The sequence below is a fragment of the Streptomyces sp. NBC_01260 genome (assembly GCF_036226405.1).
Taxonomy (GTDB): domain Bacteria; phylum Actinomycetota; class Actinomycetes; order Streptomycetales; family Streptomycetaceae; genus Streptomyces; species Streptomyces laculatispora.
In genome coordinates this window covers 5,388,581-5,414,794 of sequence record NZ_CP108464.1, presented here as the reverse complement: position 1 = coordinate 5,414,794, position 26,214 = coordinate 5,388,581, and the positions used below count along the sequence as shown (strand labels likewise).

26 protein-coding genes and 1 pseudogene are annotated in these 26,214 nt (G+C 71.0%); 9 read left to right on the top strand and 18 right to left on the bottom strand.

What is annotated here, in order from left to right:
• Positions 1–37: 37 nt before the first annotated feature.
• The 9 genes from OG322_RS24065 to OG322_RS24025 form a co-directional block, all read right to left on the bottom strand.
• Positions 38–1,099, bottom strand: coding sequence for a 2-aminoethylphosphonate ABC transporter substrate-binding protein (locus OG322_RS24065; RefSeq protein WP_123471299.1), 1,062 nt, complete (start codon positions 1,097–1,099; stop codon positions 38–40).
• A gap of 72 nt (positions 1,100–1,171) precedes the next feature.
• Complete coding sequence (locus tag OG322_RS24060; protein ID WP_123471300.1) at positions 1,172–1,969, bottom strand: ABC transporter permease; 798 nt, start codon at positions 1,967–1,969, stop codon at positions 1,172–1,174.
• Positions 1,956–2,846, bottom strand: a complete 891-nt coding sequence (locus OG322_RS24055; protein ID WP_329306903.1) for a 2-aminoethylphosphonate ABC transporter permease subunit — start codon at positions 2,844–2,846, stop codon at positions 1,956–1,958. The genes OG322_RS24060 and OG322_RS24055 overlap by 14 nt, the downstream gene beginning before the upstream one ends.
• Complete coding sequence (locus tag OG322_RS24050) at positions 2,839–3,924, bottom strand: ABC transporter ATP-binding protein (protein ID WP_123471302.1); 1,086 nt, start codon at positions 3,922–3,924, stop codon at positions 2,839–2,841. The genes OG322_RS24055 and OG322_RS24050 overlap by 8 nt, the downstream gene beginning before the upstream one ends.
• The gene (locus OG322_RS24045) at positions 3,921–4,628 is read right to left on the bottom strand and encodes a phosphonatase-like hydrolase (RefSeq protein ID WP_266411939.1); all 708 of its coding nucleotides are present in this window, start codon (positions 4,626–4,628) and stop codon (positions 3,921–3,923) included. The genes OG322_RS24050 and OG322_RS24045 overlap by 4 nt, the downstream gene beginning before the upstream one ends.
• Positions 4,625–5,749 (bottom strand): TIGR03364 family FAD-dependent oxidoreductase, encoded by a 1,125-nt coding sequence (locus OG322_RS24040; RefSeq protein ID WP_124284100.1) that lies wholly within the window; start codon positions 5,747–5,749, stop codon positions 4,625–4,627. The genes OG322_RS24045 and OG322_RS24040 overlap by 4 nt, the downstream gene beginning before the upstream one ends.
• 141 nt (positions 5,750–5,890) lie before the next feature.
• Positions 5,891–6,655 carry a GntR family transcriptional regulator gene (locus tag OG322_RS24035; protein WP_123471539.1) on the bottom strand — a complete coding sequence of 255 codons (765 nt, stop codon included), beginning with the start codon at positions 6,653–6,655 and terminating at the stop codon, positions 5,891–5,893.
• Positions 6,656–6,717: 62 nt separating this feature from the next.
• The gene (locus tag OG322_RS24030; RefSeq protein ID WP_123471304.1) at positions 6,718–7,890 is read right to left on the bottom strand and encodes a hypothetical protein; all 1,173 of its coding nucleotides are present in this window, start codon (positions 7,888–7,890) and stop codon (positions 6,718–6,720) included.
• A 241-nt stretch (positions 7,891–8,131) separates the two neighbouring features.
• Entirely contained in the window at positions 8,132–9,277 is a 1,146-nt protein-coding gene (locus OG322_RS24025) for an ROK family transcriptional regulator (RefSeq protein WP_123471305.1), read from the bottom strand.
• A gap of 56 nt (positions 9,278–9,333) precedes the next feature.
• Here OG322_RS24025 and OG322_RS24020 point away from each other — a divergent pair, with 56 nt between their 5' ends.
• A complete protein-coding gene (locus OG322_RS24020) occupies positions 9,334–10,497 on the top strand; it encodes a Gfo/Idh/MocA family oxidoreductase (RefSeq protein ID WP_266411935.1) in 1,164 nt (387 codons plus the stop codon).
• Positions 10,494–10,973, top strand: coding sequence for a heme-degrading domain-containing protein (locus tag OG322_RS24015; RefSeq protein ID WP_123471307.1), 480 nt, complete (start codon positions 10,494–10,496; stop codon positions 10,971–10,973). The genes OG322_RS24020 and OG322_RS24015 overlap by 4 nt, the downstream gene beginning before the upstream one ends.
• Before the next feature lie 294 nt (positions 10,974–11,267).
• Here OG322_RS24015 and OG322_RS24010 read toward each other — a convergent pair whose 3' ends face one another.
• The 3 genes from OG322_RS24010 to OG322_RS24000 form a co-directional block, all read right to left on the bottom strand.
• On the bottom strand, positions 11,268–12,128 hold the full coding sequence (locus OG322_RS24010) for a fumarylacetoacetate hydrolase family protein (protein WP_123471308.1): 861 nt from the start codon (positions 12,126–12,128) through the stop codon (positions 11,268–11,270).
• Positions 12,129–12,264: 136 nt separating this feature from the next.
• Positions 12,265–13,035: a YidC/Oxa1 family membrane protein insertase gene (locus tag OG322_RS24005; protein ID WP_123471309.1), complete on the bottom strand. Its 771-nt coding sequence runs from the start codon at positions 13,033–13,035 to the stop codon at positions 12,265–12,267.
• 127 nt (positions 13,036–13,162) lie between these two features.
• Entirely contained in the window at positions 13,163–13,498 is a 336-nt protein-coding gene (locus tag OG322_RS24000) for a DUF6412 domain-containing protein (RefSeq protein WP_123471310.1), read from the bottom strand.
• Between the two features lie 406 nt (positions 13,499–13,904).
• Between OG322_RS24000 and OG322_RS23990 the strand changes: the two are divergent.
• Positions 13,905–14,294, top strand: a pseudogene (locus tag OG322_RS23990) (MFS transporter); the annotation flags it as partial.
• Positions 14,295–14,376: 82 nt separating this feature from the next.
• Here the strand turns inward: OG322_RS23990 and OG322_RS23985 are convergent.
• The 3 genes from OG322_RS23985 to OG322_RS23975 form a co-directional block, all read right to left on the bottom strand.
• Positions 14,377–15,897: a sodium:solute symporter family protein gene (locus OG322_RS23985; protein ID WP_124284102.1), complete on the bottom strand. Its 1,521-nt coding sequence runs from the start codon at positions 15,895–15,897 to the stop codon at positions 14,377–14,379.
• Positions 15,894–16,052 (bottom strand): DUF3311 domain-containing protein, encoded by a 159-nt coding sequence (locus OG322_RS23980; protein WP_123471541.1) that lies wholly within the window; start codon positions 16,050–16,052, stop codon positions 15,894–15,896. Before OG322_RS23980 ends, OG322_RS23985 begins: the two co-directional genes overlap by 4 nt.
• 95 nt (positions 16,053–16,147) lie before the next feature.
• Positions 16,148–16,942, bottom strand: a complete 795-nt coding sequence (locus OG322_RS23975; RefSeq protein ID WP_123471313.1) for a class E sortase — start codon at positions 16,940–16,942, stop codon at positions 16,148–16,150.
• A 78-nt stretch (positions 16,943–17,020) separates the two neighbouring features.
• Between OG322_RS23975 and OG322_RS23970 the strand changes: the two genes are divergently transcribed.
• The 5 genes from OG322_RS23970 (at position 17,021) to OG322_RS23950 (ending at position 21,468) form a co-directional block, all read left to right on the top strand.
• Entirely contained in the window at positions 17,021–18,025 is a 1,005-nt protein-coding gene (locus OG322_RS23970; protein ID WP_123471543.1) for an SEC-C domain-containing protein, read from the top strand.
• Positions 18,026–18,100: 75 nt separating this feature from the next.
• Entirely contained in the window at positions 18,101–18,613 is a 513-nt protein-coding gene (locus OG322_RS23965) for a GNAT family N-acetyltransferase (protein ID WP_329306902.1), read from the top strand.
• 144 nt (positions 18,614–18,757) lie between these two features.
• On the top strand, positions 18,758–19,210 hold the full coding sequence (locus OG322_RS23960) for a very short patch repair endonuclease (protein ID WP_266411932.1): 453 nt from the start codon (positions 18,758–18,760) through the stop codon (positions 19,208–19,210).
• Between the two features lie 5 nt (positions 19,211–19,215).
• Positions 19,216–20,163 (top strand): DNA cytosine methyltransferase, encoded by a 948-nt coding sequence (locus tag OG322_RS23955; RefSeq protein ID WP_266413189.1) that lies wholly within the window; start codon positions 19,216–19,218, stop codon positions 20,161–20,163.
• A 66-nt stretch (positions 20,164–20,229) separates the two neighbouring features.
• Positions 20,230–21,468 (top strand): DNA cytosine methyltransferase, encoded by a 1,239-nt coding sequence (locus tag OG322_RS23950; RefSeq protein ID WP_329306901.1) that lies wholly within the window; start codon positions 20,230–20,232, stop codon positions 21,466–21,468.
• Between the two features lie 38 nt (positions 21,469–21,506).
• Here OG322_RS23950 and OG322_RS23945 read toward each other — a convergent pair whose 3' ends face one another.
• Genes OG322_RS23945 through OG322_RS23935 form a run of 3 tightly spaced genes read right to left on the bottom strand, consistent with a single transcriptional unit; the run spans position 21,507 to position 25,464 of the window.
• Positions 21,507–22,412 (bottom strand): DUF6339 family protein, encoded by a 906-nt coding sequence (locus tag OG322_RS23945; RefSeq protein ID WP_329306900.1) that lies wholly within the window; start codon positions 22,410–22,412, stop codon positions 21,507–21,509.
• Entirely contained in the window at positions 22,409–23,386 is a 978-nt protein-coding gene (locus OG322_RS23940) for a hypothetical protein (protein ID WP_329306899.1), read from the bottom strand. The genes OG322_RS23945 and OG322_RS23940 overlap by 4 nt, the downstream gene beginning before the upstream one ends.
• Positions 23,383–25,464, bottom strand: coding sequence for a helix-turn-helix domain-containing protein (locus OG322_RS23935; RefSeq protein ID WP_329306898.1), 2,082 nt, complete (start codon positions 25,462–25,464; stop codon positions 23,383–23,385). The genes OG322_RS23940 and OG322_RS23935 overlap by 4 nt, the downstream gene beginning before the upstream one ends.
• Before the next feature lie 322 nt (positions 25,465–25,786).
• Here OG322_RS23935 and OG322_RS23930 point away from each other — a divergent pair, with 322 nt between their 5' ends.
• The gene (locus OG322_RS23930) at positions 25,787–26,164 is read left to right on the top strand and encodes a hypothetical protein (protein WP_266411926.1); all 378 of its coding nucleotides are present in this window, start codon (positions 25,787–25,789) and stop codon (positions 26,162–26,164) included.
• Positions 26,165–26,214 lie beyond the last annotated feature (50 nt).

Here is a 26,214-nt window from a genome sequence, read left to right as displayed (position 1 = left end):
GAGGTCCAGACCTCCGAGGTGAATCGTCCGGCAACGGTCAGCTGCCGGTTGCCGACTTCCAGGCGTCCACGTACGAGTCGAGGTGGGCCGCGATGTCCGACCAGTCCGGCTCGAAGACCTCGACCCCGTCCATCAGCTTCGTCAGCGCGAGGGCGTTGGCGTCGGTCGCCTCGATGTCCTTGCGGGCCGGGAAGCCGCCGCCGACCGCGCTGACGTCCTTCTGGGCCTGCTCGGCGAGCATGAAGTCGAGCAGCTTCTTGCCGTTGGCGCTGTGCGGGGCCTTGGTGACCAGGCCGGCCGCGTACGGCAGCGCGAAGGTGGTGGGCTTGGAGCCGGCCTTCGCGGGGAACCAGATGCCGAGGTTCGGCATGTCCTTGGACTGCGCGTAGTTCATCTGGACGTCCCCGTTGGCGGCGAGGAGTTCACCCTTGTCGACCTTGGGCGCGAGCTTGCCGGTGGAGGCGGACGGGCCGACGTTGTTGGCCTGGAGCTTCTTCAGGTACGCCATCGCCGGCTCCTCGCCGCCGAAGTCGTGCATGGCCTTGATCAGCACGGCCGTGCCGTCACCGGCGACCCCGGGGGTGGAGTACTGGATCTTCTCCTTGTACTTCCCGTCGAGCAGTTCCTCCCAGGTGGCGGGCGGGGTCTTCAGCTCCTTCGTGTTGTGGATGAAGCCGAAGTAGTTGTTGACGACCGAGGTCCACTTGGCGTCGGACGCCTTGTCGGCGCTCCCCACCTGGTCGGAGCCGGCCGGTTCGTACGCCTGGAGGAGGCCCTTGGAGTCGGCCTGCTGGATGAACGGCGGGAGGGTGACCAGTACGTCGGCCTGGGTGTTGGTCTTCTCGCGGACGGCGCGCTGCACCATCTCGCCGGAGCCGCCCTCCACGTACTCGACCTTGATGCCGGTCTTCTTCTCGAAGTCCTTGAAGACCTTGTCGTACCAGCCGTCGCCGTTCTCGCCCTTGAGGCCGTCGGCGCTGTAGACGGTGACGACCTTCTCGTCGGAGGCGGCCGAGGAGCCGCCGCAGGCGGAGAGGGAGGCGGCGAGGGCGAGCGCGACGGCACCGGCGGCCATGGGCCTGAGGTGGTTCTTGTGCATGGGGTTCGTATCTCCTGGAAGTCGGCCGGATGCCGGCCTGAGTCGAAACGGGAGGCGGGGCGGGCGAGGTGGTCAGCGGTAGGAAGCCCTGGTGCGGATGCGGGAGACCCCGAACAGCACGAGCAGCGTCGCCGCCATCAGGACCACGGCGACGGCGGCTCCGGTGAAGAGCGAGCCGCGGTCGGTGGCCGCGAAGATCTGCACCGGAAGGGGTGTCCAGTCCGGCGGGTAGAGCATCATCGTGGCGCTCAGCTCGCCCATGGAGAGGGCGAAGCAGAGCCCCGCGGCCGCGGTGAGCGACGGAAGCAGGAGCGGCAGTCTGATGCGCCACAGGATGTACGCGGGCCGGGCGCCGAGGCTGGCGGCAGCCTGTTCGTACATCGGGTCAAGACGTACTGTCGCGGCCGAAACCGACGTATAGGCAAACGCCGTGACAAGAACGGTGTGCGCGAGGATCACGATCCAGCGCGTTCCGTTGAGCAGTACCGGCGGTTGGCTGAAGGCGACGAGCACGGCGAGCCCGACGACGACGGACGGCACGGCGACCGGCAGCATGAACAGCGCGTCGAGGAAGCGTTTGCCGCGTCGCCCCAGCGAGGCGGCGGCGAGCGCTGCCCAGGAGCCGATGACCAGCGCCAGCAGGCCGGCGGTGACGGCGGTGACCAGGCTGGTGGTGAGCGCCTGGAGGGAGTCGCCGGCGGTGGCCGCGTCGTAGTGCTTCAGGGTCGGCCCGGAGGGGAGCGCACCGGACCAGTTCGTGGAGAACGAGGCGGCGAGGATGACCAGCAGCGGCACCGCGAACAGCGGGACGAAGAGCAGGAGGAAGACGGCCCAGGTGGCCCACTTCCCGGTACGGCTATGCACCAGCACGGCGGCTCACCATCCGGTACAGGCTGTAGAGGCCGACGGAGATCACGATGTTGACGACGGCCACGGCACAGGCGGCCGGATAGTCGGACTCCAGGATCGCCTTGCTGTAGACGAGCATCGGCAGGGTGGTGACCCCTTTCGCGCCGGTGAACAGCACGATGCCGAACTCGTTGAGGCACATCACCAGGACGAGGCTGCCGCCCGCCGCGAGCGCCGGGAGCGCCTCGGGGAGGATCACCTGCCGCACGATCCGGACCGGCCCGGCGCCCAGTGAGGACGCCACTTCCAGCTGGGCGGTGTCGAGCTGGGAGAAGGCGGCGAGCAGCGGGCGCATCACGAACGGGGTGAAGTAGGTGATCTCGGCGAGGAGTACGCCCCAGGGCGTGGTGAGGAAGTGGAAGGGCCCGTCGGCCGCGCCGGTGACCCCGGTCCAGAGCCCGTTGGCCATACCGGCGTTGCCGTAGACGAACAGCAGGGCGAGCGTGATCAGGAAGGACGGGAAGGAGAGGAAGACGTCGACGAACCGGGCGACGGCCTTGCCGCCGGGGAACGGTACGAAGGCGATGGCCATGGCGAGGACGAAGCCGAGGACGAGGCATCCGGCCGTCGCACCGGCCGCGAGCCACACGGTGGTGGTGAGCGCCGAGCGGAAGGAGGCGGAGGCGAAGACCTCGGTGTACGGAGTGAAGGAGGTACCGCCCTCGTCGGGGCTGAAGGACTGCTGGACGACGAGGAGCAGCGGGTAGAGGAAGACGACCGCGAGCACGGCCACCGGGGGCAGCGCCCAGGCCGGACCCTTCCGGCGCGCCCGGCGTTCGAGGACGGTGCCGCTGCCGGACGCGGCCGGCCGGACATCCCCGGTCACGGCGCTAGCCACGGGACGCCCCCGCTCCCGCGGGCAGCAGCACCGCGTCCTGCGCCGCGAAGTGCAGCGTGGCCCTGTCCCCCAGCGCGGGCGTCTCCCGCAGTTCGCGCAGGTCGGCCTTGATCCGGTGCCCGTCGACTTCGACGTACAGCCGGTGGGTGGAGCCGCGCCACTGGACCTCGGCGATGGTGCCGGTCAGTGCGTTGGGACCGTCGCCGAGCCCGACCAGATGCGGCCGGACGCAGAGCGTGGCGGTGACGCCTGCGGCCACCTCGCCGGTCGGTACGGCGAGTGCGTGCCCGGCGAAGTCCACCGTGCCGGGGGCTTCGGCGACGGTGACCGGGAGGAGGTTGGCGTTGCCGACGAACGAGGCGGTGAACTCCGTGCGCGGGCGCCGGTACAGCTCCTGCGGGGTGCCGCAGTCCTGCAGCCGGGCCCGGTCCATGACGGCGATCCGGTCGGCGAGGGTCAGCGCCTCGACCTGGTCGTGGGTGACGTACAGGAGGGAGACGTCGGGCAGTTCCCGGTGCAGCCGGGCCAGTTCGGCGAGCATCCCGGAGCGCAGCTGGGCGTCGAGCGCGGAGAGCGGTTCGTCGAGCAGCAGGACGCCGGGGCGGATGGCGAGGGCGCGGGCGATGGCGACGCGCTGCTGCTGGCCGCCGGAGAGTTCGCGCGGGTAGCGGCGGGCGTAGGCGGCCATGCCGACGAGTTCGAGTGCCTCGGCGACCCGCCCCGGGATCTCGGCCCTGTCGGCCTTCTGGGCCTTCAGGCCGAAGGCGACGTTGTCCTGGACCCGCAGGTGCGGGAAGAGGGCGTAGCTCTGGACGACCATGCCGATGCCGCGCTTGTGCGGCGGCAGGGCGGTGACGTCGCGGTCGCCGATGTACACCCGCCCGGAGGCGGGCCGGACGAATCCGGCGACGGCGCGCAGGGCGGTCGTCTTGCCCGATCCGGAGGGCCCGAGCAGGGCCATGACCTCGCCGGGTTCGACGGTGAGATCGAGCCCGTCCAGGACGACGTTCCCGCCGTACGCGACGCTGACCCGGTCGAACCTGATGCCGCTGCGGACGGCCGCGGCCCCGCCCGTCATGCCTCGGCCCGCGCGATCAGGTCGGGCAGTTCGGCGACGGAGCCGAGCACATGGGTGGCGCCGCTGCGGACGAGCCGGTCCTTGTCGTGGGCGCCGGTGAGGACGCCCGCGACGATCCCGGCCCCGGAGCGTACGCCGCTGAGCATGTCGTACGAGGTGTCCCCCGCGACGACGATCCGGCGGACGTCGTCCACCGCGCCGGTGCGCAGGAGCGCGGCGAGGACCATGTCCGGGTAGGGGCGGCCGCGGCCGCCCGCGTCGGCGGGGCAGAGGGTCAGCTCGACCAGGTCCTGCCAGCCGAGTGCGGTGAGGATCGCGTCCTGGGTGGTGCGGGCGAACCCGGTGGACAGGACCACGGTGCGGCCCTCGGCCCTGAGCCGCTCGACGGCCTCACGGGCGCCGGGGACCGGCGCGATGCGGCCGGCGTCGACGAGTTCCCCGTACGCCTCCTCGAAGGCGGCGTTGGCCTGCTGGGCCAGGGATTCCTCGCCGAAGAGGTGGCGGAAGACGGTGATCTTGGACTCGCCCATGGTGGCGCGCACGTAGTCGAGCTTCTCGGCGTGATCGGCGGAGCCGGGGCGTACACCGAGGCGTGCCGCCGCGGCGGCGAAGGCCTGCTCGACGAGGCCGCCGTCGGCGACGGTGGTGCCGGCCATGTCGAGGACGATCAGGTTGCGGGGGTCGTTCGTGGTCAACTTCTTCACCAGCCCAGTTCGTTGGCGGTCGTTTCGGCGATGGCGGGCGAGCAGGTCATGCCGCGTCCGCCCGGTCCGGTGACCAGCCAGACGCCGTCCCGTACCTGCTGGCGGTGGACGACGCGGCCGGTGTCGGTGCACTGGGCGTAGACGCCGGCCCAGCGGTGGCGGATGCGTGGCAGCGGGCGGCCGAGGAAGGACTCGACGACGCCGGTGAGGTGCTCGTACGGCTCTTCGACGGTGTCGAAGGAGAAGGGGTGCTCGTACTCGTGGGTGTCGCCGATGGTCAGTCCGCCGTCGCGGCGCTGCACCATCAGGAGCTGCATCCGGTGTTCCGCGGCGGTGGGGGCCTGGGGCTGTCCGGCGTTGAGGGCGTCGAGCGCCTCGCCGCGGTAGGCGGGGTAGTAGCGGAAGCTGTCGGCGTCGGCGACGGAGGTGGTGAGCTTCTCGCCGAGCGCGTCGGTCTGCATCATCTGGAGGCGGACCCGCCGCACCGGCAGGTCCGGTCCGGCCAGTTCGCGGACGAGGCCGCCGAGCCAGGCACCGGTGGCCAGGACGACGGCGTCGCCGGTGTGCACGTCGCCGTGGTCGTCGCGGACGGACGCGGCGCCGACCACTTCGCGCACCTCGCGGCCCCCGAGGTAGGTGTACCGGCCGGAGGCCAGCAGCTCCCGCTTCAGGGCGAGCTGGGCGATGCGCGGCTCCACGGCCGCGTCCCGCTCGCACCACAGGGCCCCGCCGAAGTCGCCGCGCAGCGCCGGGTTGACCGCGCGGGCCTCGTCGGCGGTGAGCAGCCGGTAGCCGCGGGCCGCCGCGTCGGGGCGGGCGACTGCCGCCTCGGCGACGGCGGTCTCCCGTTCGGTGCGCAGCGGGGTGAGCGAGCCGCAGGCCCTGAAGCCCAGGTCCGGTACCCGCTCGCCGATGGACTCCCACAGCTCACGGGCGCGGAGCGCGGTCTCCAGCTCCTCGCCGCCGGCCCGGCCGCTGACCCATATCTGTCCGAAATTGCGGAGCGATGCCCCGCGTGCCTCGCTCTCGCGCTCGATCTGTACGACCTCGTGGCCGCGGTTCACTGCGTGCCAGGCGTGCATGGTTCCCACCACGCCGGCTCCTACGACGATGACTCTCACGACGGCAACGCTCCTCGGGACGGGTGACCCGTACGGATCGGTACGGCAACGGGAGGGTGAACTGGGCCCCAAACTTGGCCTAGACCCGTTACATTCCCGTTATCAACGTGCGTCGATCCGGCGTCCGGTCGTCCTACCGGGTCAGCCGCGTCCGCTCAGGTGGGCGGTGAAGGAGAACCGGTCGCCGCGGAACAGGGTCCGTACCCGCTCCAGCGGCTGCCCGCCCGCGTCCCGTGAGACCCGGTGGATCAGCAGCATGGGCAGCGCGGGCGGCGTACCGATGAGCAGCGCCTCACGCGGGGTGGCGAGCACGGTCTCGATCCGCTCGTCCGCGTCGCCGAAGGAGATGCCGAGCCGGTCGTGCAGATAGGCGTAGAACGACGAGTCGGGGTCGAACTTCTCCGCCAGGTCCGGCACCCGGGCGACACTGACGTACGTGCTCTCCAGGCCGACCCGGTCGTCGTCGGCGAGCAGTACCCGCTCCAGGTGCCAGACCGGTTCCCCGCGCTCCGCCCCGATCTCGGCGGCGAGCGCCTCGGGGCAGGGGAACCGTTCCAGTCCGATGAGCCGGCGGCCCGGGGTGCGCCCCTGGCGGCGTACGCCCTCCGTGTAGCTCGCGAGGGAGAGCGGCTGTTCCAGCTTGGGGCCCGCGACCACCGTGCCCCGGCCCTGCCGGGCGAGCCGCCCCTCCAGGAGCAGTTCGCGCAGCGCTTGGCGCACGGTCTCGCGCGACACCCCGTAGCGCAGGGCGAGGTCGCGTTCCGGCGGCAGCATCCCGCCCTCGCCCAGCTCCTCGACGAGGACGGAGACATGGGCCTTCACGGCGTAGTACTTGGGAATACGGCCGTGCTCCGGGATGCCGGAGCGGATCGGTGCGCCAGGTGCCTGGTCGTGCGGGTAGTCCACGGCCCGATGGTGGCAGACGGACATGAACACCGGTGGACGCCCCGGCCCCGAACGGCTCGAAGTCAGCGGCGGGCGCGGCCCGTCCGGCGGGACCAGACCACCATGGCTCCGCCGCCGATCAGGAAGCCGGCCACGGTGAGACCGGGCCGCGGCAACGGCACGGGGATGCCGGTCCTGGCCAGCTCCGGGACCCCGGCGGGGTCCCGGCCCGGAGCGACGGGGCGCGGGGCGCGGGTGGTGGTGCCGCTGGGGCGGGGGCTGGGCCGGGCCCCGTCGGGGAGGCGGCCGGGCTTCTCGCCCGTGGCGTCGCCGTCCCTGCCGGTGCCACCGGTCTCGCGGCCCGTGACGACCTCGCCGGTGCCGTCCTCCTCCTTGCCGGTCCCGTTGCCGGCCATGCCCTCCTCCTTGCTGGTCCCGGTGCTGTCCATGCCCTCTCCCGCTCCGTCCTCGACGACGGTGAACGGATAGTCCTCGGACTCGCCGACCCACTCCCCGTCGCTGCCCTTCGGCGCCGCGGCGCTGTCGCTCCCGCCGCCCCCCGGGTGCTTGCGCTGGACGATCGCGGCGTTGGCGGTGATCCGACCGGGGCTGGTGTCGGAGGTGAACGCGAGCCGGACCTGGACGGTGACGGTGCGGCCGGCGGGCACGGTGAAGCCCTCGAAGGCGTCGTCGCCGACGCCGCCGAAGACGCCGATGTGTTCGTCCCGGTCGGTCGTCTCCCAGGTGACGCGGTGCTCCACGTCCGGGTGCGCGCGCTCGGAGAACTTCAGCTGGATCTGGTCCGAGGTCAGCTTGCGGTCGTCGTCGGTGAGGACCAGGACCGGGTGGATGGACCGGCAGGGCCGCGAGGTGGTGTTGGTCAGGTCCAGGAACCAGGTGCCGTAGCCGCCGCCGGAGGCGTAGGTGTCGGGGCCGCCGTGGATCCGGGTGTCGATCGGGAATTCGGCCGCCTCCGGATCACCGCAGGCGGGCTGCTGGTCGGCGGTGACGGCGACCGGCGCGGACGCCTGCGACGCCGCCAGTGCCGAGTTCGGCGGGGCGGCCGGGGTGGAGGCCGGATTGCGCTGCGGGGCGGGGGACGCGTTCGCAGCCCCGCCGAGCACGACGGCGGGAACCACACTGGCGGCGGCCAGCCCGAGCACGAGCCCGTGCACCGGCCGGCCGGCCGACGCGGACAGGGGCGGTGGGGCGGGGTGCTCCGGCGGTGTGGCGGGCGGGGGCGGTGTGGGGGGCATGGCTGCGGCCTTCGCTGCTCGCGGAAAACGGTCGGCTCGCCCCGGACCCGGAGTTCACCGGTATGAACCCGCGACGCTGCCACGCACACCAGGGCGCCCCCGCGCAGACTTGCCGCGAGGCCGCCCGGCCGGCGGCGGGGAACCCCTCGATCAGCCGAGCCGGGGCGGGGCGGGGCGGCGAGGCCGGCCGGACGAGGACCGGGGTCAGCCCCCGGTGGCTCCCGGCCGGGCGGCCTCCTGGTCACCTGCCCCGTTCCGCCCCGTCCCGCTCCGCCCCGTCCCGCTCCGGGTCGCCGCCCCCGACGCGGCCGAACAGCGGGGCGAGGACCAGTTGCGCCGCCCCTTCGGCGACCGGCCGGTCGCCTCCCCCGGCGGTGACGTCCGGCACCGGCACCCCGCCGGCGCCCTCGCGCCGGGCCCGCTCGTCGAGCACCGCGCGCACTCCTCGGACGTACGCGTCGGGGTCGGCGGCCACGGTACGTCCGCCCAGCACCACCCGGTCGATGCCGAGCAGCCCGACGAGGTTGGCGGCGCCGGTGCCGAGCACCCGCGCGGCCTCGGCGACATCGCCGCGGGCGACGGCCGCCAGGCAGAGCGCCTCGATGCAGCCGCGTCCGCCGCAGCCGCACCGCACCCCGTCCAGCTGAACGGTCTGGTGGCCGAATTCACCGGCTCCGGTACGCGCCCCGCGGTGCAGCACCCCGCCGAGCACCAGCCCCGCGCCGAGCCCGGTCCCGAGGTGGAGGTAGGCGAAGTCGCCCGGACCCGCCGACTGGAGGGCGAGCCCGAGGGCCGCGGCATCGGTGTCCTTGTCGATGACGACGGGCAGCCCGGTCCGCGCGGCGAGGGCGTCCCCGAGCCGGTAGCCGTCCCACTGCGGGAATCCGGTGACGCGGTGCAGCACTCCGCCCCGGTGGTCGAGCGGCCCCGGTACCGCGGCCCCCACGCCGAGCACCGGCCGCGAGCCGTCGCCGCGCACGGCGGCGACCGCGTCGGCCGCCGCCGCGACCACCTCGTCGGCCGGGGCGCCGAAGTCCAGCGGAGCCGTCCGGCTCGTGACCACCGTGCCCGCGAGGTCGACGAGGACCACGGTCAGCCCGTCGCGGTCCAGATGCAGCCCCACCGCATGGCCGGCGTCCGGCACCAGCCGCAGCACGGTCCGGGGCTTGCCGCCCGTGGAGGCGCGGTGGCCCGCCTCGGCCGCCAGCCCCTCGGCCCGCAGCCGGGCGGTGATCTTGCTGACGGCCTGCGGGGTGAGCCCCGTCCGCTCGGCGAGTTCGATCCGGCTGATCCCGCGCTCACCCGCGACCCGCAGCAGATCCAGCACGAGCGCCCCGTTGTGGCTGCGCAGCGTCGGCAGGTTGGCGCCGCTGTTACTCCTGTTCACGGACCCATTGTCGCTGACGCTTGCACTTTGGCAACAGCGTTGCCAAAGTGGAACGCATGACTGCCCACGCGACTCACGAGACCTCCGGAACGTCCGGGACCCCCCTGCGCGTCGGACTCGTCGGCTACGGCCTGGCGGGCTCCGTCTTCCATGCCCCGCTGATCGCCGCGACCGACGGCCTCGTCCTGGACACGGTCGTCACGTCGAACGAGGACCGGCGGGAGCAGGCCCGCACCGAGTTCCCCGGCGTCCGGTTCGCCGCCTCGCCGCAGGAGCTGTGGCAGCGGGCGGACGAACTCGACCTGATCGTGATCGCGTCGCCGAACAAGACCCATGTCCCGATCGCCGCCGCCGCGATCAAGGCCGGTCTGCCGGTGGTCGTGGACAAGCCGATCGCCGGTACGGCCACCGAGGCGCGGGAGCTGGCGGCCCTGGCCGAGGAGCACGGGGTGCTGCTCTCGGTCTTCCAGAACCGCCGCTGGGACAACGACTTCCTCACGCTGCGCTCGCTGATCGCGGACGGCGAGCTGGGCGAGGTGCAGCGCTTCGAGTCCCGCTTCGAGCGGTGGCGCCCGCAGCCGAAGGGCGGCTGGCGCGAGTCGGGCGACCCGCGGGAGATCGGCGGGCTGCTGTTCGACCTGGGCAGCCATGTCGTCGACCAGGCGCTGGTCCTGTTCGGCCCGGCGGTGCGGGTGTACGCGGAGTCGGACGTACGCCGGCCGGGTGCGGCGGCCGACGACGACACCTTCCTGGCGATCACCCATGCGGGCGGGGTCCGCTCGCATCTGTACGTCAGCGCGACGACGGCCCAGCTCGGCCCGCGTTTCCGGGTGCTCGGCTCCACCGCCGGCTATGTGAAGTACGGCCTCGACCCCCAGGAGGCCGCCCTGCGCGAGGGCGTACGCCCGTCGGCGGACGGGCCGTGGGGCGAGGAGCCCGAGGAGCTGTGGGGCCGGCTCGGCTCGGGTGAGTCCCCGCTCACGGGCGGCGGCACCCCGGTCCGTTCGCTACCGGGCGACTACCCCGCGTACTACGCGGCGGTCACCGACGCGCTGCGCGGAAAGGGCGAGAATCCGGTGACCGCCCTCCAGGCCGCCGCGACCCTGGACGTCCTGGAGGCCGCCCGCCGCTCGGCCCGCGAGGGCGTCACCGTCACCCTGACCACGGCGGCCGAGCCCGCTCACGCCGCCGCTCACGCCCATGAGGAGCAGTCCGCATGAACCCCACCGCTCCGACCATCTCCGAGCTGATCGCACAGGAGCGCCGGCTGACGCTGCCGCATTTCGGCTACGACGACGCGTACGCGCTCGGCGGCCTGCTGGTCTCCCTGGCCCGGGAGCGGCACGCCCCGGTCGCGATCGACATCCGGCGCGGGGCGCAGCAGCTGTTCCACGCCGCGCTGCCGGGTTCGAGCGCGGACAACGACGCCTGGATCGACCGCAAGCGCAAGGTCGTCGAGCGCTACGGCGAGAGCTCGTACCTGGTCGGAACCCGGTTCCGGGCCAAGGGGACGACGTTCGACGACGCCTCGCGCCTGAACCCCGGCACGTACGCCGCGCACGGCGGCTCGTTCCCGATCTCGGTCGAGGGCGCGGGCGTCATCGGCTCGGTCACGGTCTCGGGCCTGCCCCAGGCGGAGGACCACGCACTGGTGGTCGAGGCTCTGGAGAAGTTCGCGACGGCGATCAGCGACTGACACACCGGAGGGGCGGGCCACCTGCCACCGACAGCACCCACCCCTCCGACCTCTAACCCCGCCCATCAGGCCCAGCCCTGACCCATCAGGCCGCCCGGCCGCATCAGCCCCGGCCCTGCGAATCAAGCCCAGCCAGGCAAAATCAAGCCCGTCCGGCGATTGAGGACGCCTTCCAGCCCGCCCGGCGATTGAGGGCATCGCTTCAGCCCGCCCGGCGACTGAGGGCGAAGCGGCCCCCCGGGCGCACCCGCGAAGCGGCCCCCCGGGCGCACCCGGGCCGACCGCCCACCCCGCCTACGCCCCCTTCAACTCCTGCCGCTGCCGCCCCAGCCCCGCGATCTCCAGCTCCACGACATCGCCCGCCCGAAGGTACGGCTTCGGCTCGGGCTGCCCCATCGCCACCCCCGCCGGCGTCCCGGTGTTGATCACGTCGCCCGGGTACAGCGTCATGAAGTGGCTCAGGTAGCGCACCACCTCACCGACCGGGAAGATCTGCTCGGCCGTCGTGCCGTCCTGCTTCAGCTCACCGTTGACCCAGAGCTTCAGCGGCAGCGCCTGCGGGTCGGCCACCTCGTCGGCCGTCACCAGCCACGGCCCGAGCGGGTTGAACGTCTCGCAGTTCTTGCCCTTGTCCCACGTGCCGCCGCGCTCGATCTGGAACTCGCGCTCGGAGACATCGTGCGCGACCGCGTAACCGGCTACGTGCGCGAGCCCCTCCTCGGCGGAGTCCAGGTACCGGGCGGTGCGCCCGATGACGACCGCGAGCTCGACCTCCCAGTCGGTCTTCTCGCTGCCGCGCGGCACGAGCACCGTGTCCTCGGGCCCGACGACGGTGTCCGGCGCCTTGAAGAACAGGATCGGCTCGCCCGGGATCTGCGCGCCGGTCTCCGTGGCGTGGTCGTGGTAGTTCAGCCCGATGCACACGATCTTGCCGATCCGGGCGAGCGGCGGACCCACCCGCAGCCCCTCGGCATCGAGCACCGGCAGCTCACCGGGCGCGGCCGCGGCGGCCCGGACCCGGGCCAGCGCGTCCTCGTCGGCGAGCAGCGCACTGTCGATGTCGGTGACGACTCCCGCCAGGTCACGCAGGATTCCGTCCTCATCCAGCAGCGCCGGTCGTTCCGCGCCTGCCGTACCCACACGAAGCAGCTTCAACGGTCTGTCTCCCCTTGGTCGAGATCGGGCCCGTCGGATGGGTTGCGGCCATCGCAGGCTTGTCCGATCCTCCAAGACATCCGATCACTCCGCAAGACCCTGTTCACACACTGGACCGGCGCACTCGCGTCCGCGATTACGCCGCCGTGGCCATGGCGGCGCCCGCGGCCGGCATGTCGCGGTACAGGTAGGCCCGTTCGACAGCGGTCCAGGTGGTGCTCGTGACGACGTAGAGCGCGGCGGCCAGCGGCACGAAGGCCACGGTGAACAGGGTGAAGAAGGACATCAGCGGCATCAGCTTCGTCATCGCCCCCATGCCCGGGACCGGCTGTCCGTCGGGACCGGCGGTCGGGGTGACGGGGTTGGCGGCCATCTGTCGCTTGGTACGCCGGTAGTTGAAGGTGGCCACCGCGGCGACCAGGGCGAACAGCCCCAGGTACACGGCACCCTGCGCCCCGAACATCCCGCCGTCCGTGAGCGCATCACGCCAGCGTTCGCCGAGCGGCGCCCCGAAGAGCTGGTGGCCGAGCAGTTCGTTGGGGTCGTTGCCGATCTTCTGGCTGGAGAAGAGGTGGTAGAGCAGGAAGAAGGCCGGCATCTGGAGCAGGCTGGGCAGGCAGCCGGAGAGCGGCGAGACCTTCTCCTCCTTGTGCAGCTCCATGAGCGCCTTCTGCATCCGCTCGGGGTTCTTGCCGTGCTTCTTGCGCAGTTCGGCGATCTGCGGCTGGAGCTTGGTGCGGGCCTTCTGCCCGCGCGCCGCGGCCCGCGACAGGGGGTGCACGGCGAGTCGTACGAGCGCGGTGAACAGCACGATCGCGGCGGCGGTGGACGCCGACTGGAAGAACGGGTGCAGCAGATCGGCGAAGGCGCCGACCAGGCTGGCGAAAGCGGACATGAAGGCGGACATGGATGAGCCCTCCGGGGGTCTCGTCGTGCCGGGAAGTGGATCAACTTCGGCATGACGATCCGCGCGGGGCGCCCACGCGCACGCACACGGCGTGCGCACCTGGACGAAGGAGGGGAAAAGGGGAGCCCTACGCGGCCGTCAGGAGGACCCGGCCGGGGGCTCGGGGGCGCCTGCGCCCCTTGGCGTCGGGGTCGCGTTGCGGCAGGAACGCGGTGCGTTTCTCCCGGTCGCGCATGGCGGTACGGACCCGGGTGCGGGGCACCGGGACGGCGCAGCGGGCGCTCATGACCGAGCAGGCGACGAGTGCGGTACCGGCGGCAGCGGTGGCGGCGAGCGCGACCGCGGCGGAGAGGCTGCCGCCCTCGGCGAGCAGGACCTCGGTGAGGAAGAAGAGCAGCAGGCCGGCGGGACGGAGCAGCCGGGCGAGGCCACCGCGCAAGCGGTTCTTGGCACCTGCGCCCATGGGTCCTCCCCCTTTCACACTCCTGCGGCCGCACAGTGAAGCGGCACTTCAACCTTTAACCGTTATACACGATCGGCGTCAGCCGGCCTCGTACGCGATCGGCGTCGGTGACCCCAGGCACGCCTCGCCGCATCCCGACGGGCCCGGGCAGGCATCGGCGGGCCCCGGAGGGCCTCAGGTGCGATCGGTTCCGCGATCGGTTCCGCGATCGGTTCCGCGATCGGTTCCGCGATCGGTTCCGATCGGCAGCAGGAGCCTACGGGGCAGCAGCAGTTCGCGGCAGACCGGATTGTCCGGGTCCGGATCCAGCCCGTCACCGGGCCGCATCTCGATGTCCTCGGGCGGTACGGGCACGGCGCAGGCCGGGCACTCGCCGTACGCCCCCAGTTCCGTGCCGCAGGCGACGGGCCGGGTCACGCCCCGCCACCAGCTGGCCGCGGGCTTCGCCCTGCACGCGGTGGACGTGCTGTCCCTGCTCGGCACCCCGAGGGTCACCGCGCACCCGGGCCCGGGGGTGTGGCTGCGGCTGGTCGCGGCCCTGGTCGTGTCGGGCATCGGCAGCGGGCTGCTGAACGCCGCGCTGCCCCGGCTGGCGGTCGAGTCGGTGGAGCCGGAACGGGCGGCGATGGGCTCCGGCGCGAACAACACGGCCCGCCATATCGGCTCGTCGGCGGGTGTGGCGGTGACGATCGCGATCGCCACGACCGGCACCGGCGCGAACGGCGCGCTGCTGCTGTCGGTGGGACTGGCGCTGCTGGCGACGGTCACGGTCCTGCTGCTTCGGGAGCGCCGCTGAGCCCCACGCGCCCACCACACGCGACGCACGACCGCACCCGCCTCACCTGTGTACGCGGTTACGTACGCGGTCCCAGCGGGTCTCACCCCGCCACCGCGGCGCCCGCCTCCTCGTCGTCATCGATCTCGTCCCGCGCCAGCACGTCCTCGTCCGGCCGCTCGTCGCGCTCGCGCGGCCCCGCGTACGTCACCGCCAGCGCGACGGCCAGATTCGCGCCGAGCGCGACGATGCCCGCGTTCACGCCCCACACCGGATCGTTCTCCGTGAAGACGAACCCGCACACCACCCCCACCCCGACGACCAGCCCGCTCATCGCCCCGAGCAGCGTCAACCGCCGCCACATCAGCCCGAGCAGCACCATGGGGAGCAGCTGCGCCATCCCCTCGTACGAGATCAGCGAGAGCCGTACGAGGGTGTTCGGCGCGGTGTACGTGAGCAGCAGGGCCAGGCTGCCCGCGATCACGACGACCACCTGGGCCGCGCCCTTTTGCCGCTGCTCCCAGCGCGGCACGAGCGAGAGCACGCTGCGTCCCCACATCGTGCCGATGACCAGCATGAAGACGGCCATCGGCACGATCGACGAGAGTGCGGCCGCGACGCCGATGACCCCGACCGACCAGGCCGGCAGCGAGTCCACGACCAGCTTGAAGAGCGCCAGGTTGGACTCGGCGCCGACCAGCCCCGGCACGACGAACAGCGCCGCCATGCCGAGCAGCATCGGCACGAACAGCAGGACGTTGTAGGCGGGCAGCCACATCGCGTTGCGCCGCAGCACGTCGGCGTTCCTGGCGCCGAGATAGCCGGCGACGGTCGTCGGGAAGATCACGACGGTGAGGGAGTTGAGGAACGAGGTGGTGATGAACCAGGCCTGTCCGAGGCCGCTGTTCCCGTGCCCGGGGAAGGTCAGCCACTCGCTCTTCTCGGTGACGAGGCGGTCGAGGAAGGGCCCGTAGCCGTCGAAGTAGTGCATCGGCACGTAGACGGCGAGGAAGCCGAGCGTGGCGATCACCATCACGTCCTTCAGCACGGACACCCACGCGCTGCCGCGCAGCCCGCTGACGACGACGAAGCCGGTGGTGACGGCGAAGGCGATGAAGTAGGCCCGGTTCAGGCTGATGGCGCCGTAGGAGATGGTCGAGACGACCACACCCATGCCGGTGATCTGGAGCTGGATGTACGGGAGCAGGAAGACGGTCGCGAGGACGGCGACGAGCGCCCCGAGCCAGGGCCGTGCGAAGCGGTGCGCCACCATGTCGGTGATCCCGACGAGGTCGTGCTTGCGCGCGTACGCCCAGAGCATGGGCCCGACGACGTAGCCGACGGCGTAGCCGCAGGACATGTACGCCACCACATAGAGCACCGGCGCACCGTAGTTGTAGCCCCAGCCCGCGGCTCCGAGGTAGCTGAAGCTGGTGTAGCCCTCCCCGGCCATCAGCACCCAGATGAAGACGGTCCCCAGACTGCGCCCGCCCACCGACCATTCGGCGAGCCCACCGCCCTCTTCCCCGCCCCGCCCACGCCGCCCGCGCACGGCGAACAGTCCGAGGGCCACGGTGGCGACCATGAAGACCCCGAAGACGGAGGTCGCGACGGCGGCGTTCACCGGCGGTCCCCCCGCCGGGCCAGCCAGACGGCGACGGGGGTCAGCACCGTCGCCCCGAGCAGCCAGAAGAAGAGGAACGGCAGCCCGAGAACCAGGGGACGGACCCGGTTCACCAGCGGCAGCGCCCCCAGGTACAGCACGTAGGGAACCAGCAACCACAACAACTGCGGACGTCGTCTGAGCACGTCGACGACCCTAAGGGCTGTCCCGTACCCCTCCCGGTATCCCTCCGTCTCCCCCACACATCCCGCTACCTCCCCCGCACATCCGTCAGTTTTCCCCACACCACCAGCCGGTAACGGGAAGTGAACTCGGGCGTACACGTCGTCAACGTCACATAGGACCCGGCCGCCCGGTACCCGGCGTACGGCCTCACATTGCTGCGCGGCACGGCGGCCACGACCCCGCCGTCGCCCGCACCGGTCTGGGCGAGGGTCTTGTCGACGGTGTACGTGTAGACGGAGTCCCGGGTCTCGACGGTGACCCGGTCGCCGCGGCGCAGCCGGTTGATGTAGCGGAACGGTTCGCCGTGGGTGTTGCGGTGGGCGGCCAGCGCGAAGTTCCCGAAACCGCCGGGCTGCGCGGTGCCGGGGTAGTGGCCGACGTACCCCTTGTCGAGGACGCCGCTCCTGCTGATGCCCTGGGCGACGGGTGCGGTGAGCCCGATGCGCGGGATCCGGATGACGGCGTACGCCTGGGACCGGCGGGGCGCGGTGGCGGCCGGGGCCGCACCCCTGCCGCTGCCCTTCCCGTCCCCCGTGGACACGGCGGGGCTGTCGTCCGCCGGCTGCTCCGTCTCCGCGGCCCCTCCCGACGGCTCGGGCGCCGGCGCTCCCCAGTCCCGCTGGAGGGCCTGCACGGTGTGCGCGGCGCCGGCGCGGGCCTGCCGGTTGGTCCACCACAGCTGATGGGCGACGAGCAGCAGCAGAACGACGCCGAGGGTCACCACCACCTCGGCGCTCGTCCACAGCCCCCGCACAGCGGCCAGCCGCCCTCGCGAGCTCCGCTGCACCACCACAGGTATCCGCTCCCGCACGGCCCGCACGATAGGGCCAAGCCCCGTAACTCTCCAGAGCTGGAACAACTCTCCGTCCCGCGGCCGTACAGCAGTACGGTGTGGTTCATGCGCCCCGACACGCCTGCCGACCACACCACCGAAGCCGAGCGCCTGCTGCGCACCGCGGCGCAGTACCCCGAGGACCACGAGCCGCTGCTCCTCCAGGCCGCGGCCCACCTGGAGCTCGCCGGCGACCGCGCCCGCGCCACGACGCTCTACGACGAACTGCTCAACGACCCCGGCACCGAACACCCGCACCTGGTGAAGGCGCTCAACGCCGCCAACCTGTGGGAGTACGGCCACGAGGCCGAGGCCCGCGCGATCATCGACGGCATCCGCGCGGCGGGCCCGCTGGAGGCGGCTCCCTGGGAGATCGCGGCGGAGACCCTGGAGGCCCACGACGAGCTGGAGGCGGCCCACGACTACTTCTCCACGGCCCTCACCCTGCTCATCGCACCGGGTGAGGAAGTCCCGTACGCCACCCAGTCGTTGCTGACCGGCCGCCACCGGGTGCGCCGCCTGATGGGCGTCCGGCACGATGCCTGGGACGAGCTGGCCGACACGCTCCACACGGCGGCCGTCCCGCTGGACGAACTCCACGACCCGAAGCGCCTGTGGGCCCTGGGCTCCTCGGACCCGGGCGAGCTGCGCGCCGAGATCACCCGCCTGCGCGCCGAACTCGGCACCTACCGCACCGCACTCTCCCGCCCCTTCCCGGTGGCGGTGCTGCACTGGCCGGAAGCCGAACTGAACGAGCTCCTCACCGCGTACCCGGGCCTCGGCAGCGAGTACGCCTCCCACCCGGACCACCTGGCCCGCCTGGAGACGGCCCTGCGCGACCTCCATGCGACGGGCACCCCGAACCTCGGCATCGTGACGGGCACGGTCCCGTCGTACGAGGCGTTCGCCGCCTCCGAGGCCGCCTCCCCGGCCGACCCGGACCTGCTCCCCCAGTACGCCACCACCCTCGCGGCCCGCGGCCGCGCGGTCCCGTGGCCGCCGGCGAGGAGCGCGGCCTGCTGGTGCGGCACGGGACGCCCGTACCGGGACTGCCACGGGGGCGCGTTGTAGGAGGCGGGTCCTGCGCCCGTACCACGTCCCCGATATCGGATGCCGGGGCGCGAACCGACTGGGTACGGTTCCGCCATGCCCGAACTCCAGCGCCTGCGCGCCGACCACGCCCCGGCCCTCCTCGCGTTCGAGCAGGAGAACCGCGCGTTCTTCGCGGCCTCGATACCGGACCGCGGCGACGACTACTTCACCCACTTCGCCGCCCGCCACGAGGCCCTGCTCACCGAGCAGGCGGCCGGCACCTGCCACTTCCACCTCCTGGTGGCGGAGGACGGCGAGGTGCTGGGCCGCTTCAACCTGGTCGACGCGGCGAACGGCACCGCGGACCTGGGCTTCCGCCTGGCCGAGAAGGCGACGGGCCGCGGCCTGGCCACGGCGGCGGTCCGCCGCCTCTTCACCCTGTGCACGACCACGTACGCCCTGACCACGCTCCGCGCGGCGGCCACTGTCACCAACACCGCGTCCCGGGCGGTCCTGACGCGGACGGGGTTCGTCGCGACGGGCGAGGAGGTGGTGCTGAACGGGATGCGGGGGGTGGGGTACGTACGGGAGTTGGGCGCCGGGGGCAGTGTCAGCGGCGGTGTCTAGCCTGCGCACCGCGTTGAGTGGCCGGATGACGGCCAGCTCCTGCCTTGCCGAGCGCCCTGCCGTGGCTCCGCGCCATCGATTCGGTGGGGGCGATTTCGCGATCATTGATCCGGAACCGACCGGAGCGTAGGAAACTGTGCAGTGATGAGCACTGCCAAGCCTTCGTCCCCCGGGGTCTCCGCCCGGATGAGCCGCCAAGCGAGCCGCGACACGGCGCCCGAAGTGGCGGTCAGAAGGCTGTTGCACGCTTCCGGCTATCGCTATCGGGTCAATGAGCGGGTCCCGGACATGTCCCGGCGGACGATCGACATCGCCTTCACCCGGGCCAAGGTGGCGGTTTTCCTCGACGGCTGTTTCTGGCACGGCTGCCCCGAACACGCGACGCGACCCAGATCGAATGCTGAGTGGTGGCGGCAGAAGCTCGATCGCAACATGGCGAGGGATGCGGAAACGACCGCGCATCTGGTTGCTGAGGGATGGACGGTCCTGCGGTTCTGGGAGCACGAAGCCCCTGGCGGGGTGGCCGAACGGGTGGCGAAGGCTGTCGACCGGGAGCGTTCCGCGAGACGGACGCGACAAGAGGGTGGGGACCTGTGAACGAAATGCGATTCGTGGACGTGTGCGCTGGAGCGGGCGGGCTGGCGTTGGGCCTGGAGCAGTCGGGTTTCAGCCCTGTACTGCTGCTGGACGACAAACCGGTGGCCTGCGAGACGCTGCGCATGAACCGTCCGGAGTGGAACGTTCTGGAGATGGATCTGCTGGACTTCGTCCCCGACGAGTACCCGGAGACCTACGACGTCGACCTGCTGTCGGCGGGCCTGCCCCGGGTGAGGTCGAGTGCGACCGCCGCCCGGTCCGAGACCGAGAAGGAACAACGCCTCCTGGAGGCGGCGGTCCTCCTTGCTCACTCCGTCCAACCGCGCGGCCTGCTCATCGAGAACGTGCCCGGACTGGTGGATTCCCCGGAGTTCGAGCCCTTGCGCGACTTCGTCCGCAAAGAGCTGGAACATCTCGGGTACCGGTTGCGCTGGTTCGTACTGAACGCGGCTGACTTCGGCGTACCGCAGGATCGGAAGCAGGGCGTGCTCGTGGCGCTCAAGGAGCGGTACTTCGACTCGTTCAGGCCGCCGGGGGCGACGGTCACGGAGTACGTCTCGGTGGGCAAGGCGCTGCGTCGTTCGATGGCGGCCCGCGGGTGGCGGGACGCCGATGCCTGGGCGGCTCAGGCGATCAGTGTGGCGCCTACGCTGGTGGGCGGCTCGGATAACCGCGGGGGTGCCGACCTGGGCCCCACGGGGACGAAGAAGGCTTGGGCCCGCATGGGGGTCAATGGGGGTGCGCTGGCCGACGAGGTCCCGGGCCCCGAGCTCGACGGCTCCCCGGACATGATCAAGCTCACGGACGAGCAGGCCGCGCTGCTGCAGGGGTTTCCCAGCGAATGGCGGTTCGCGGGAAGGAAGACGGCCCGGTACCGCCAGATCGGGCACGCCTCGCCACCACCGGTCGGCAGGGTCCTGGGCGACGCCATCGCGGATGCGCTGCGTGTCTGATCACGCGCGGAGTGCTCTCCAACATGCGGGAATGCAGGTGCTGAACGCCGGCTACACTTCAATCCCATGACCCACGCACCTCATTCACCCCTTCAACCTGCGCATTTCCGCATCGTGGACTTGTTCGCAGGTCCCGGTGGCCTCGATATCGCAGCCACTGTCATGGGAGTGGAGAGCATTGGGGTCGAATGGGACGACGCAACCCGCGCGACGCGCGAAGCGGCCGGCCTTCTGACCACGGTGGAGAAGGACGTTGCCGTACTGAGTGCGTGCGATCCGCAGGTGCGGGACGCAAACGTCCTCACCGGCGGTCCACCCTGCCAGTCCTTCTCCGTAGCCGGCAGCCGAAAGGGCCACAAAGCCCTGGATGACGTGAAACGCCTGGCCACGAGCTTGGTCGGCCATGAGGACTTCCCGTCCTTCGAGGCGGCTTGGAAAGAGGCCAAGGCCGAGACCGACACCATGTCCGACGAGCGCACGGGGCTCGTCCTCCAACCACTGCGCTGGATCATGGAGGCCAAGCTCAGCCGCGGAAAGCCCTATGACGTGGTTGTCCTGGAGCAGGTACCCACCGTGCTGCCGGTGTGGAAGCACTACGCCGAGCTCCTCAGGCAAACCGGATACGCCGCCGACGCCCACGTTCTGTACTCGGAGGACTTCGGCGTCCCGCAGACGCGTCGGCGTGCCGTACTGATCGCCCAGTCGGATCCGAACAACGTGAAACGCGAGGTGCAGTTCCCTCGCGCGACGCATCAGCGATACCGCAAGGGAATCAAGCGCCTACCGAAACAGACGCGCCAGGACACCGGGCCCGAGCAAGACGGGTCCCTGTTCCCCACACCAAAAACGGACATCGCGCCCTGGGTGGCCATGCAGGACGTACTTACTGGTCGTCCCCGCGACTTCGAAGTGGTTTCCAATTACGGATCCGGTGGTGACCCCAAGAACCGGGGCCGCCGCACTTCCGACCAGCCCGCAGCAACAGTCACCGGCAAGTTTCGGCGTAACAAGGTCTTCCTTCTCAAGGAGACCGAGTCCGGCAACAAGGACGTCGGTGAGGAGCTGGAGCGGCTCACGTTCGAGGAGGGCGGTCTGCTCCAGTCGTTCCCGAGGCAGTACCCCTGGCGGTCCACCGATGTGGCCCAACAGATCGGGAACGCCATTCCACCGCTTCTCTCTCTGCACATCCTCAGCAGTGCGCTGCAACTCGGCCCGCCGGAAGAGGAGTTGATCGAAAAACTGGTGTCATGGGAACCGAAGAGCCCCGATACTCAAGCGGATGAGGTCCGCCCCGGGAACGCGTGAACCGGTCGGGGCCTGCCCCGACCGGACTCACCTGGACTTCAGTCCTGTGCAGCCCCGGAGCGAGTCCTGTCACGCAACGGTGCCTCTGCGGCGAACTGTTCGAACATGCGCGAAAGGAGCTCGAGGGAGGAGCGCCGGGCGGTGCCGTCGTCCGGGCCTTCGGGGAGCCTCTCCCATGGCACGGCGGGCGCCGACCCCGCATCCGCGACCCACTCGGTGAGCGCGTCGTGGCGAGGTGGATCGTCGGGTGCAATCACCTCGTACATGAGTGTGCTCCCGGCCACGTTGACCGCCGTGCACAGGGCGTTGACCCGATCCCCGAGGCGCGCGGCTCCGTCGGCGGCGAGTCCCTTGAGAACCGATACCAGGGCCAGAGCGGTGGGCTTGTGATCGATGGCCGCGAGCCGGAGGGCCGTATTGATCATGTCCTGGTTGGTGCAAGCGATCTCCGCGGGCGCGTAGTCGGGCCCGTCACGGAACATCTCGGCCGACCACCATAGTCGGGCGAAGGCCTGACTATGGTGCGGGCCGACGAACCTGGCGCCATTGATCTTCCTGGGAGCACCCTCGTCCGCCATGACGAGCGGCAGGTGTCGCCACAGGACGAAGTCGGGTGCCACAGCCAGGGCGAGGAAATTCCAGAGCCCGGCATCTGCCGCCTCCGCGCGTGTCAGGCGCAGGGTCGCGTGCAGCCGCGGCGCCAGCCAGGCGTCGGCGTCGGTCCTGGCCCCGTCGAACCTGTGTATCGCCTCTTCAACGATCTCACGTACCGGGTCGACGTTCCATCGGACGGAATCGTCCTGGATCGGCTTGCTCGCACGGAGGACCGCCACGTGAGGAAGCGTTTCCTGGCCGGCACGCACCCCGTGGGTGAGGAAGCCTGTGGCACGATCCCCGGAAAGGAGAGCAAGACGGGCGGGGATCTCCGTGTGCGTGCGGTTCATCGGCGCGTACCTTCCTGGGAACGGGAAACGGCACGGATGGTGGCCAGGAGGTTCCTCGGCAACTGACTGCGCCTTCCGGCTGCGAACTCGATCCGCGACTGGACCTCCGCCCATCCTCGACCGTCCACCCGACGGTCGAGGGCCTCTCGCAACGCGTCGGGAAGCGGCAGTCGAGGAAACACCTCCGGCAGCATGGAGCGCAGCACCGCGCCCCGCCAACCGGCCGGAAGATGAGGGGTGCCGTCCTCGTCGAATTCGAGATTGCCCAGAGCGGACTGGAACATGGTCGCCCACGCCTCTCCCGCGACCTGGGCGGCCACGAGTCCCGCCGTCGCCTTCTCCAACGGGCTGCGCGCACCGGACAGCAGCGTGGAGAGCCCCTCGAAGGAGGCATTGAGCAGGATGGTCGGCAGATCCCCCGATGTGTCGACTATCCAGGGCGCGTCCGCGAACGGGCGCAACCACTGCTGCGGACCATCCCGGAAGTCCTCCTCCACAATCTCCAGGTCTCGTTGCCTAGCCGGTGTACGGGCCAGCAGGTCCACCACCCACGGGGCGTCCGTCTTTCCGAGGATGCGCCCGTCGACGCCACCGTGGCTACCGACGACACTCACGTCGAGCAGTGCGCGCGTGGCGTGGGTGGAACGACGTACCCGGACCTCGCCCCGCCATCGCGTGTCGTCCCGGCGCCGTTCCAGACGAGTCACCACACGGGTGTTCGTGGCTCCCTCGGTCAGTACCGCGACGCAGCTGACCCCGGACCACGGGCCATCGGCCAACTCGTCGACAGGTAGGGACACTTCGAGGTCGAGTACACCTTCGATCCAGTCGTCCCGCTCTACCTGATGGAGGGCGACGACCTGATCGCGTTGTGAGATCAGCGAAAGCTGCAGGGGCTTCCCGTCTATGCTCGCGCCTCGGACAGTGGCCTCGATCTTCCCCACCAAGGTCGGGTACGCGTACACAGTGCTCACGCCGAGGCCTCCCCCACCTGCTGGATGTCCACGATCACGCCGGCCATGGCCGCGGCCACCGGATGGCTGCCCACGGCGGTGACCCCACCGAAGCGTGCGGAGCGCACATCCGGATCGATAAGCAGCCTGCCCTCGACGACCTGACAATTCTCCTTCGGGGACAACTCCGCCCACTCGAGCGAGGGTCGCCCACCCGATCGCACGTCGAACTTGACCACGGGCAACAGTTGCCAGCCGACATCTCGTTGTGGAACGTCCAGTGTCACGTCCACGGTCCAGGCCCCGGCAGCGTCCACCCTTCCGACCACCCGGTCCACGAGCGGATGCCGCCGACGACCGTTTGTCGTCGCCGGCAGGTCGAGACGTAGCAACTTCCGGAGCACCTCGTGGCCGACCGAACCCTGGCCGACGATTCGCCGACCGATCACGCCCCTCAGCGCCGTGTCCATGGCCGTGTTGAACTCGGACAGACGGCGTGGAGCGTTGGCATAGGCCGCCGTGAGTTCCTCGGTCACTCCCCACCTGTCGTGCTCCGGCGGCTCGGCGGCCCGCAGGAATTCTTCCGCGGCATGCGTCGCCGAACCGTCGTCACCCGTGGCGTATCCGGCGAGCAGAACGGCTTGGAACGGATCCACCCCGACCCCCAGGTTGCGAGGAGGGCGCGCCGTGACGGTCATCCGGTTGCCTCGCATACATACGATGCGGCTGTGCTGTTCGTCCCGGTCGGCAGCCTGAGTAACCAGAAGTACGGCACGGTGGCTGCCTCCCACGCCCCTTCGTCCCGCCGTTCGCAACGGAGGGACGGCGAGTGCGACCTCCGTGGCAGCGACCTGCCCGGCGGCCGTGAGTTCGTCAACCGTCTCGCCGTCGATGTACGCGCGCAGCGCGTGTACGAGTGCTGGGTGCCGGTCGAGCGGATCGACCCGTCGTTCCGCGACGGCCGCTTCGCCGTTGCGAAAGGCACGTACCGACGCTTCGAGCAGGGGCGGTGTCGACCGACCTGAGGTCATGGCGGCCCAGAAGTTGTCGGAGAGTGCCCGCCCAAGGGCCGTGTGCAGGTCCTCCAACGTGTCACTGCCACCGGCCGCGTCGTGAGCGCCGACAACGAGGAAGGAGGTCCCCGGATCGTCGCTTTCCCGGTCGAGTCGCAGGTCTGCGACCACACGTTCGTCGGCCCACCACGAGCGGGAGACCCCCTCGTGCGCCTTCTCGGTGTCCGGCTCGCCGAGCCACGCGGGCCCGGCGTAGGCGACACCCTCGACCTCACGCCAGGGAAGGTCGAGCCGCCCGACCACTCGACGTGCCGTGCGCCCTTCATGCGCCTCGGACAAAGTGCTGTTGATCAGTACCAGGCCGAGCCGGCTGGCCGCCCACAGCGTGGCCTTTCCCAACCCGTACGAGCCGCCCGCACGCTCGTTGCTCTTGTGACTGTCCAGCTGGCGGCGGACCACGGCGGCGTACCGGCCGTCCCCGTACTCGGGCCCGGTCAGGCCCGAGGCGTTGTAGTCGTCGATCCGGAGAAGCAGTAGAGACGCGTCCTCACGCAGCGCCCGAAGGCCCTCGGCCAGAACCCGGCCCGCCTTCTGCCCGGACTGCGCCGCCGCCGCGTAGTGGGGTTCCAGCTCGTCCCACTTCAGAGCGGAGAGGAAGGAGTGCAGGTGCTCACCGGTCAGCTCGTGCAGGGTGAAACGCACGCGCACCGGGCGACGCGGGTCGAGCCGTTCGTCCAGCGCGTTCTGCGTGACTTCCCGAGCCAGCACGGACAGGTTGGCGTCGAAGGCGAAGGCCGCGGCGTTCCCGTACTCCCGACCGCCGTCGTGGTGAGCGATCCGGTGGTACCAAGTGGTCGGCCGGTCCGACCCGGCATCGGCGTCCCTGGTGATCAGAGTGGCGACATCCGTCTCCAGGATCTCGGCGATCCTGGCCATCACCTCGGCCCGCGGCCGGGCTCTGCCAGTCACCCACGCCGATACGGCCGCACGCGTCAGACCCAACTGCTGGCCGAGTCCCTGCTGCGACAGACCCTTGCGACGGAGCTGCCGCCCGAGCCACACGCCGAAGTCCTCGCTGTCCTCCATTGACCCCACTCCCTCTTCATGCCGAGCGGGGACACACGGTAGCACCGCAGTTGACGTCAGCGCTTCGTCAAATGTCATTTGACGAACACCGTTCGCTCGAGCGCCAGCAGGGGTTGTTTTTATTCTTCCTTCTTCTGATCGGCTGGCCGATCAGCGCGTGCTATGTTCATTCTGGCAACTCCCCACCCGGCCAAGGCCGTTGAGGGATGCGCCTCCTGAAGGCGGGAGAGCTCTGCCCTCATGTTCGATCACAAAGCGGTCTTTACGTGCACCAACCGATCGAGAGCACTCGTTGGCGCACCCATAGGGAGGGGAACCCCACATGATCGATGACGACGATGCCTGGATGTCCTGGTTCATCCGGAAGTACGACGAATTGGACGACCCGGAGCTTCAGGCCGAGCTCCTGACGTGTCACGGCATCCACCCCCAGGTCCTGGCTACGGAGCGGCGGCGCCTCGCCCGCCTCTCGCACACCACCGCGCGCACGGAATCGGTCGCCACCCCCTCCGACCCTCCCGTGCGCCGCGCCTCTCGGGTCACCCGGCGCCCCACCACCCCTCGGCGCGCCGGTCGCCCTCGCACCTACCAGGTCACCCGCAGCACCCGTCGGGTCCGCACGAACGGGCGGACGGTGACGATCGTGACGACGACCGTGACCGTCACCACCGTCACCACGGTCACGACCACCGACAGCTGAGCCCCCGCCGCCCTCCACTCAGCAGCGCAGCGTTGTTCCACGGGGTGCCG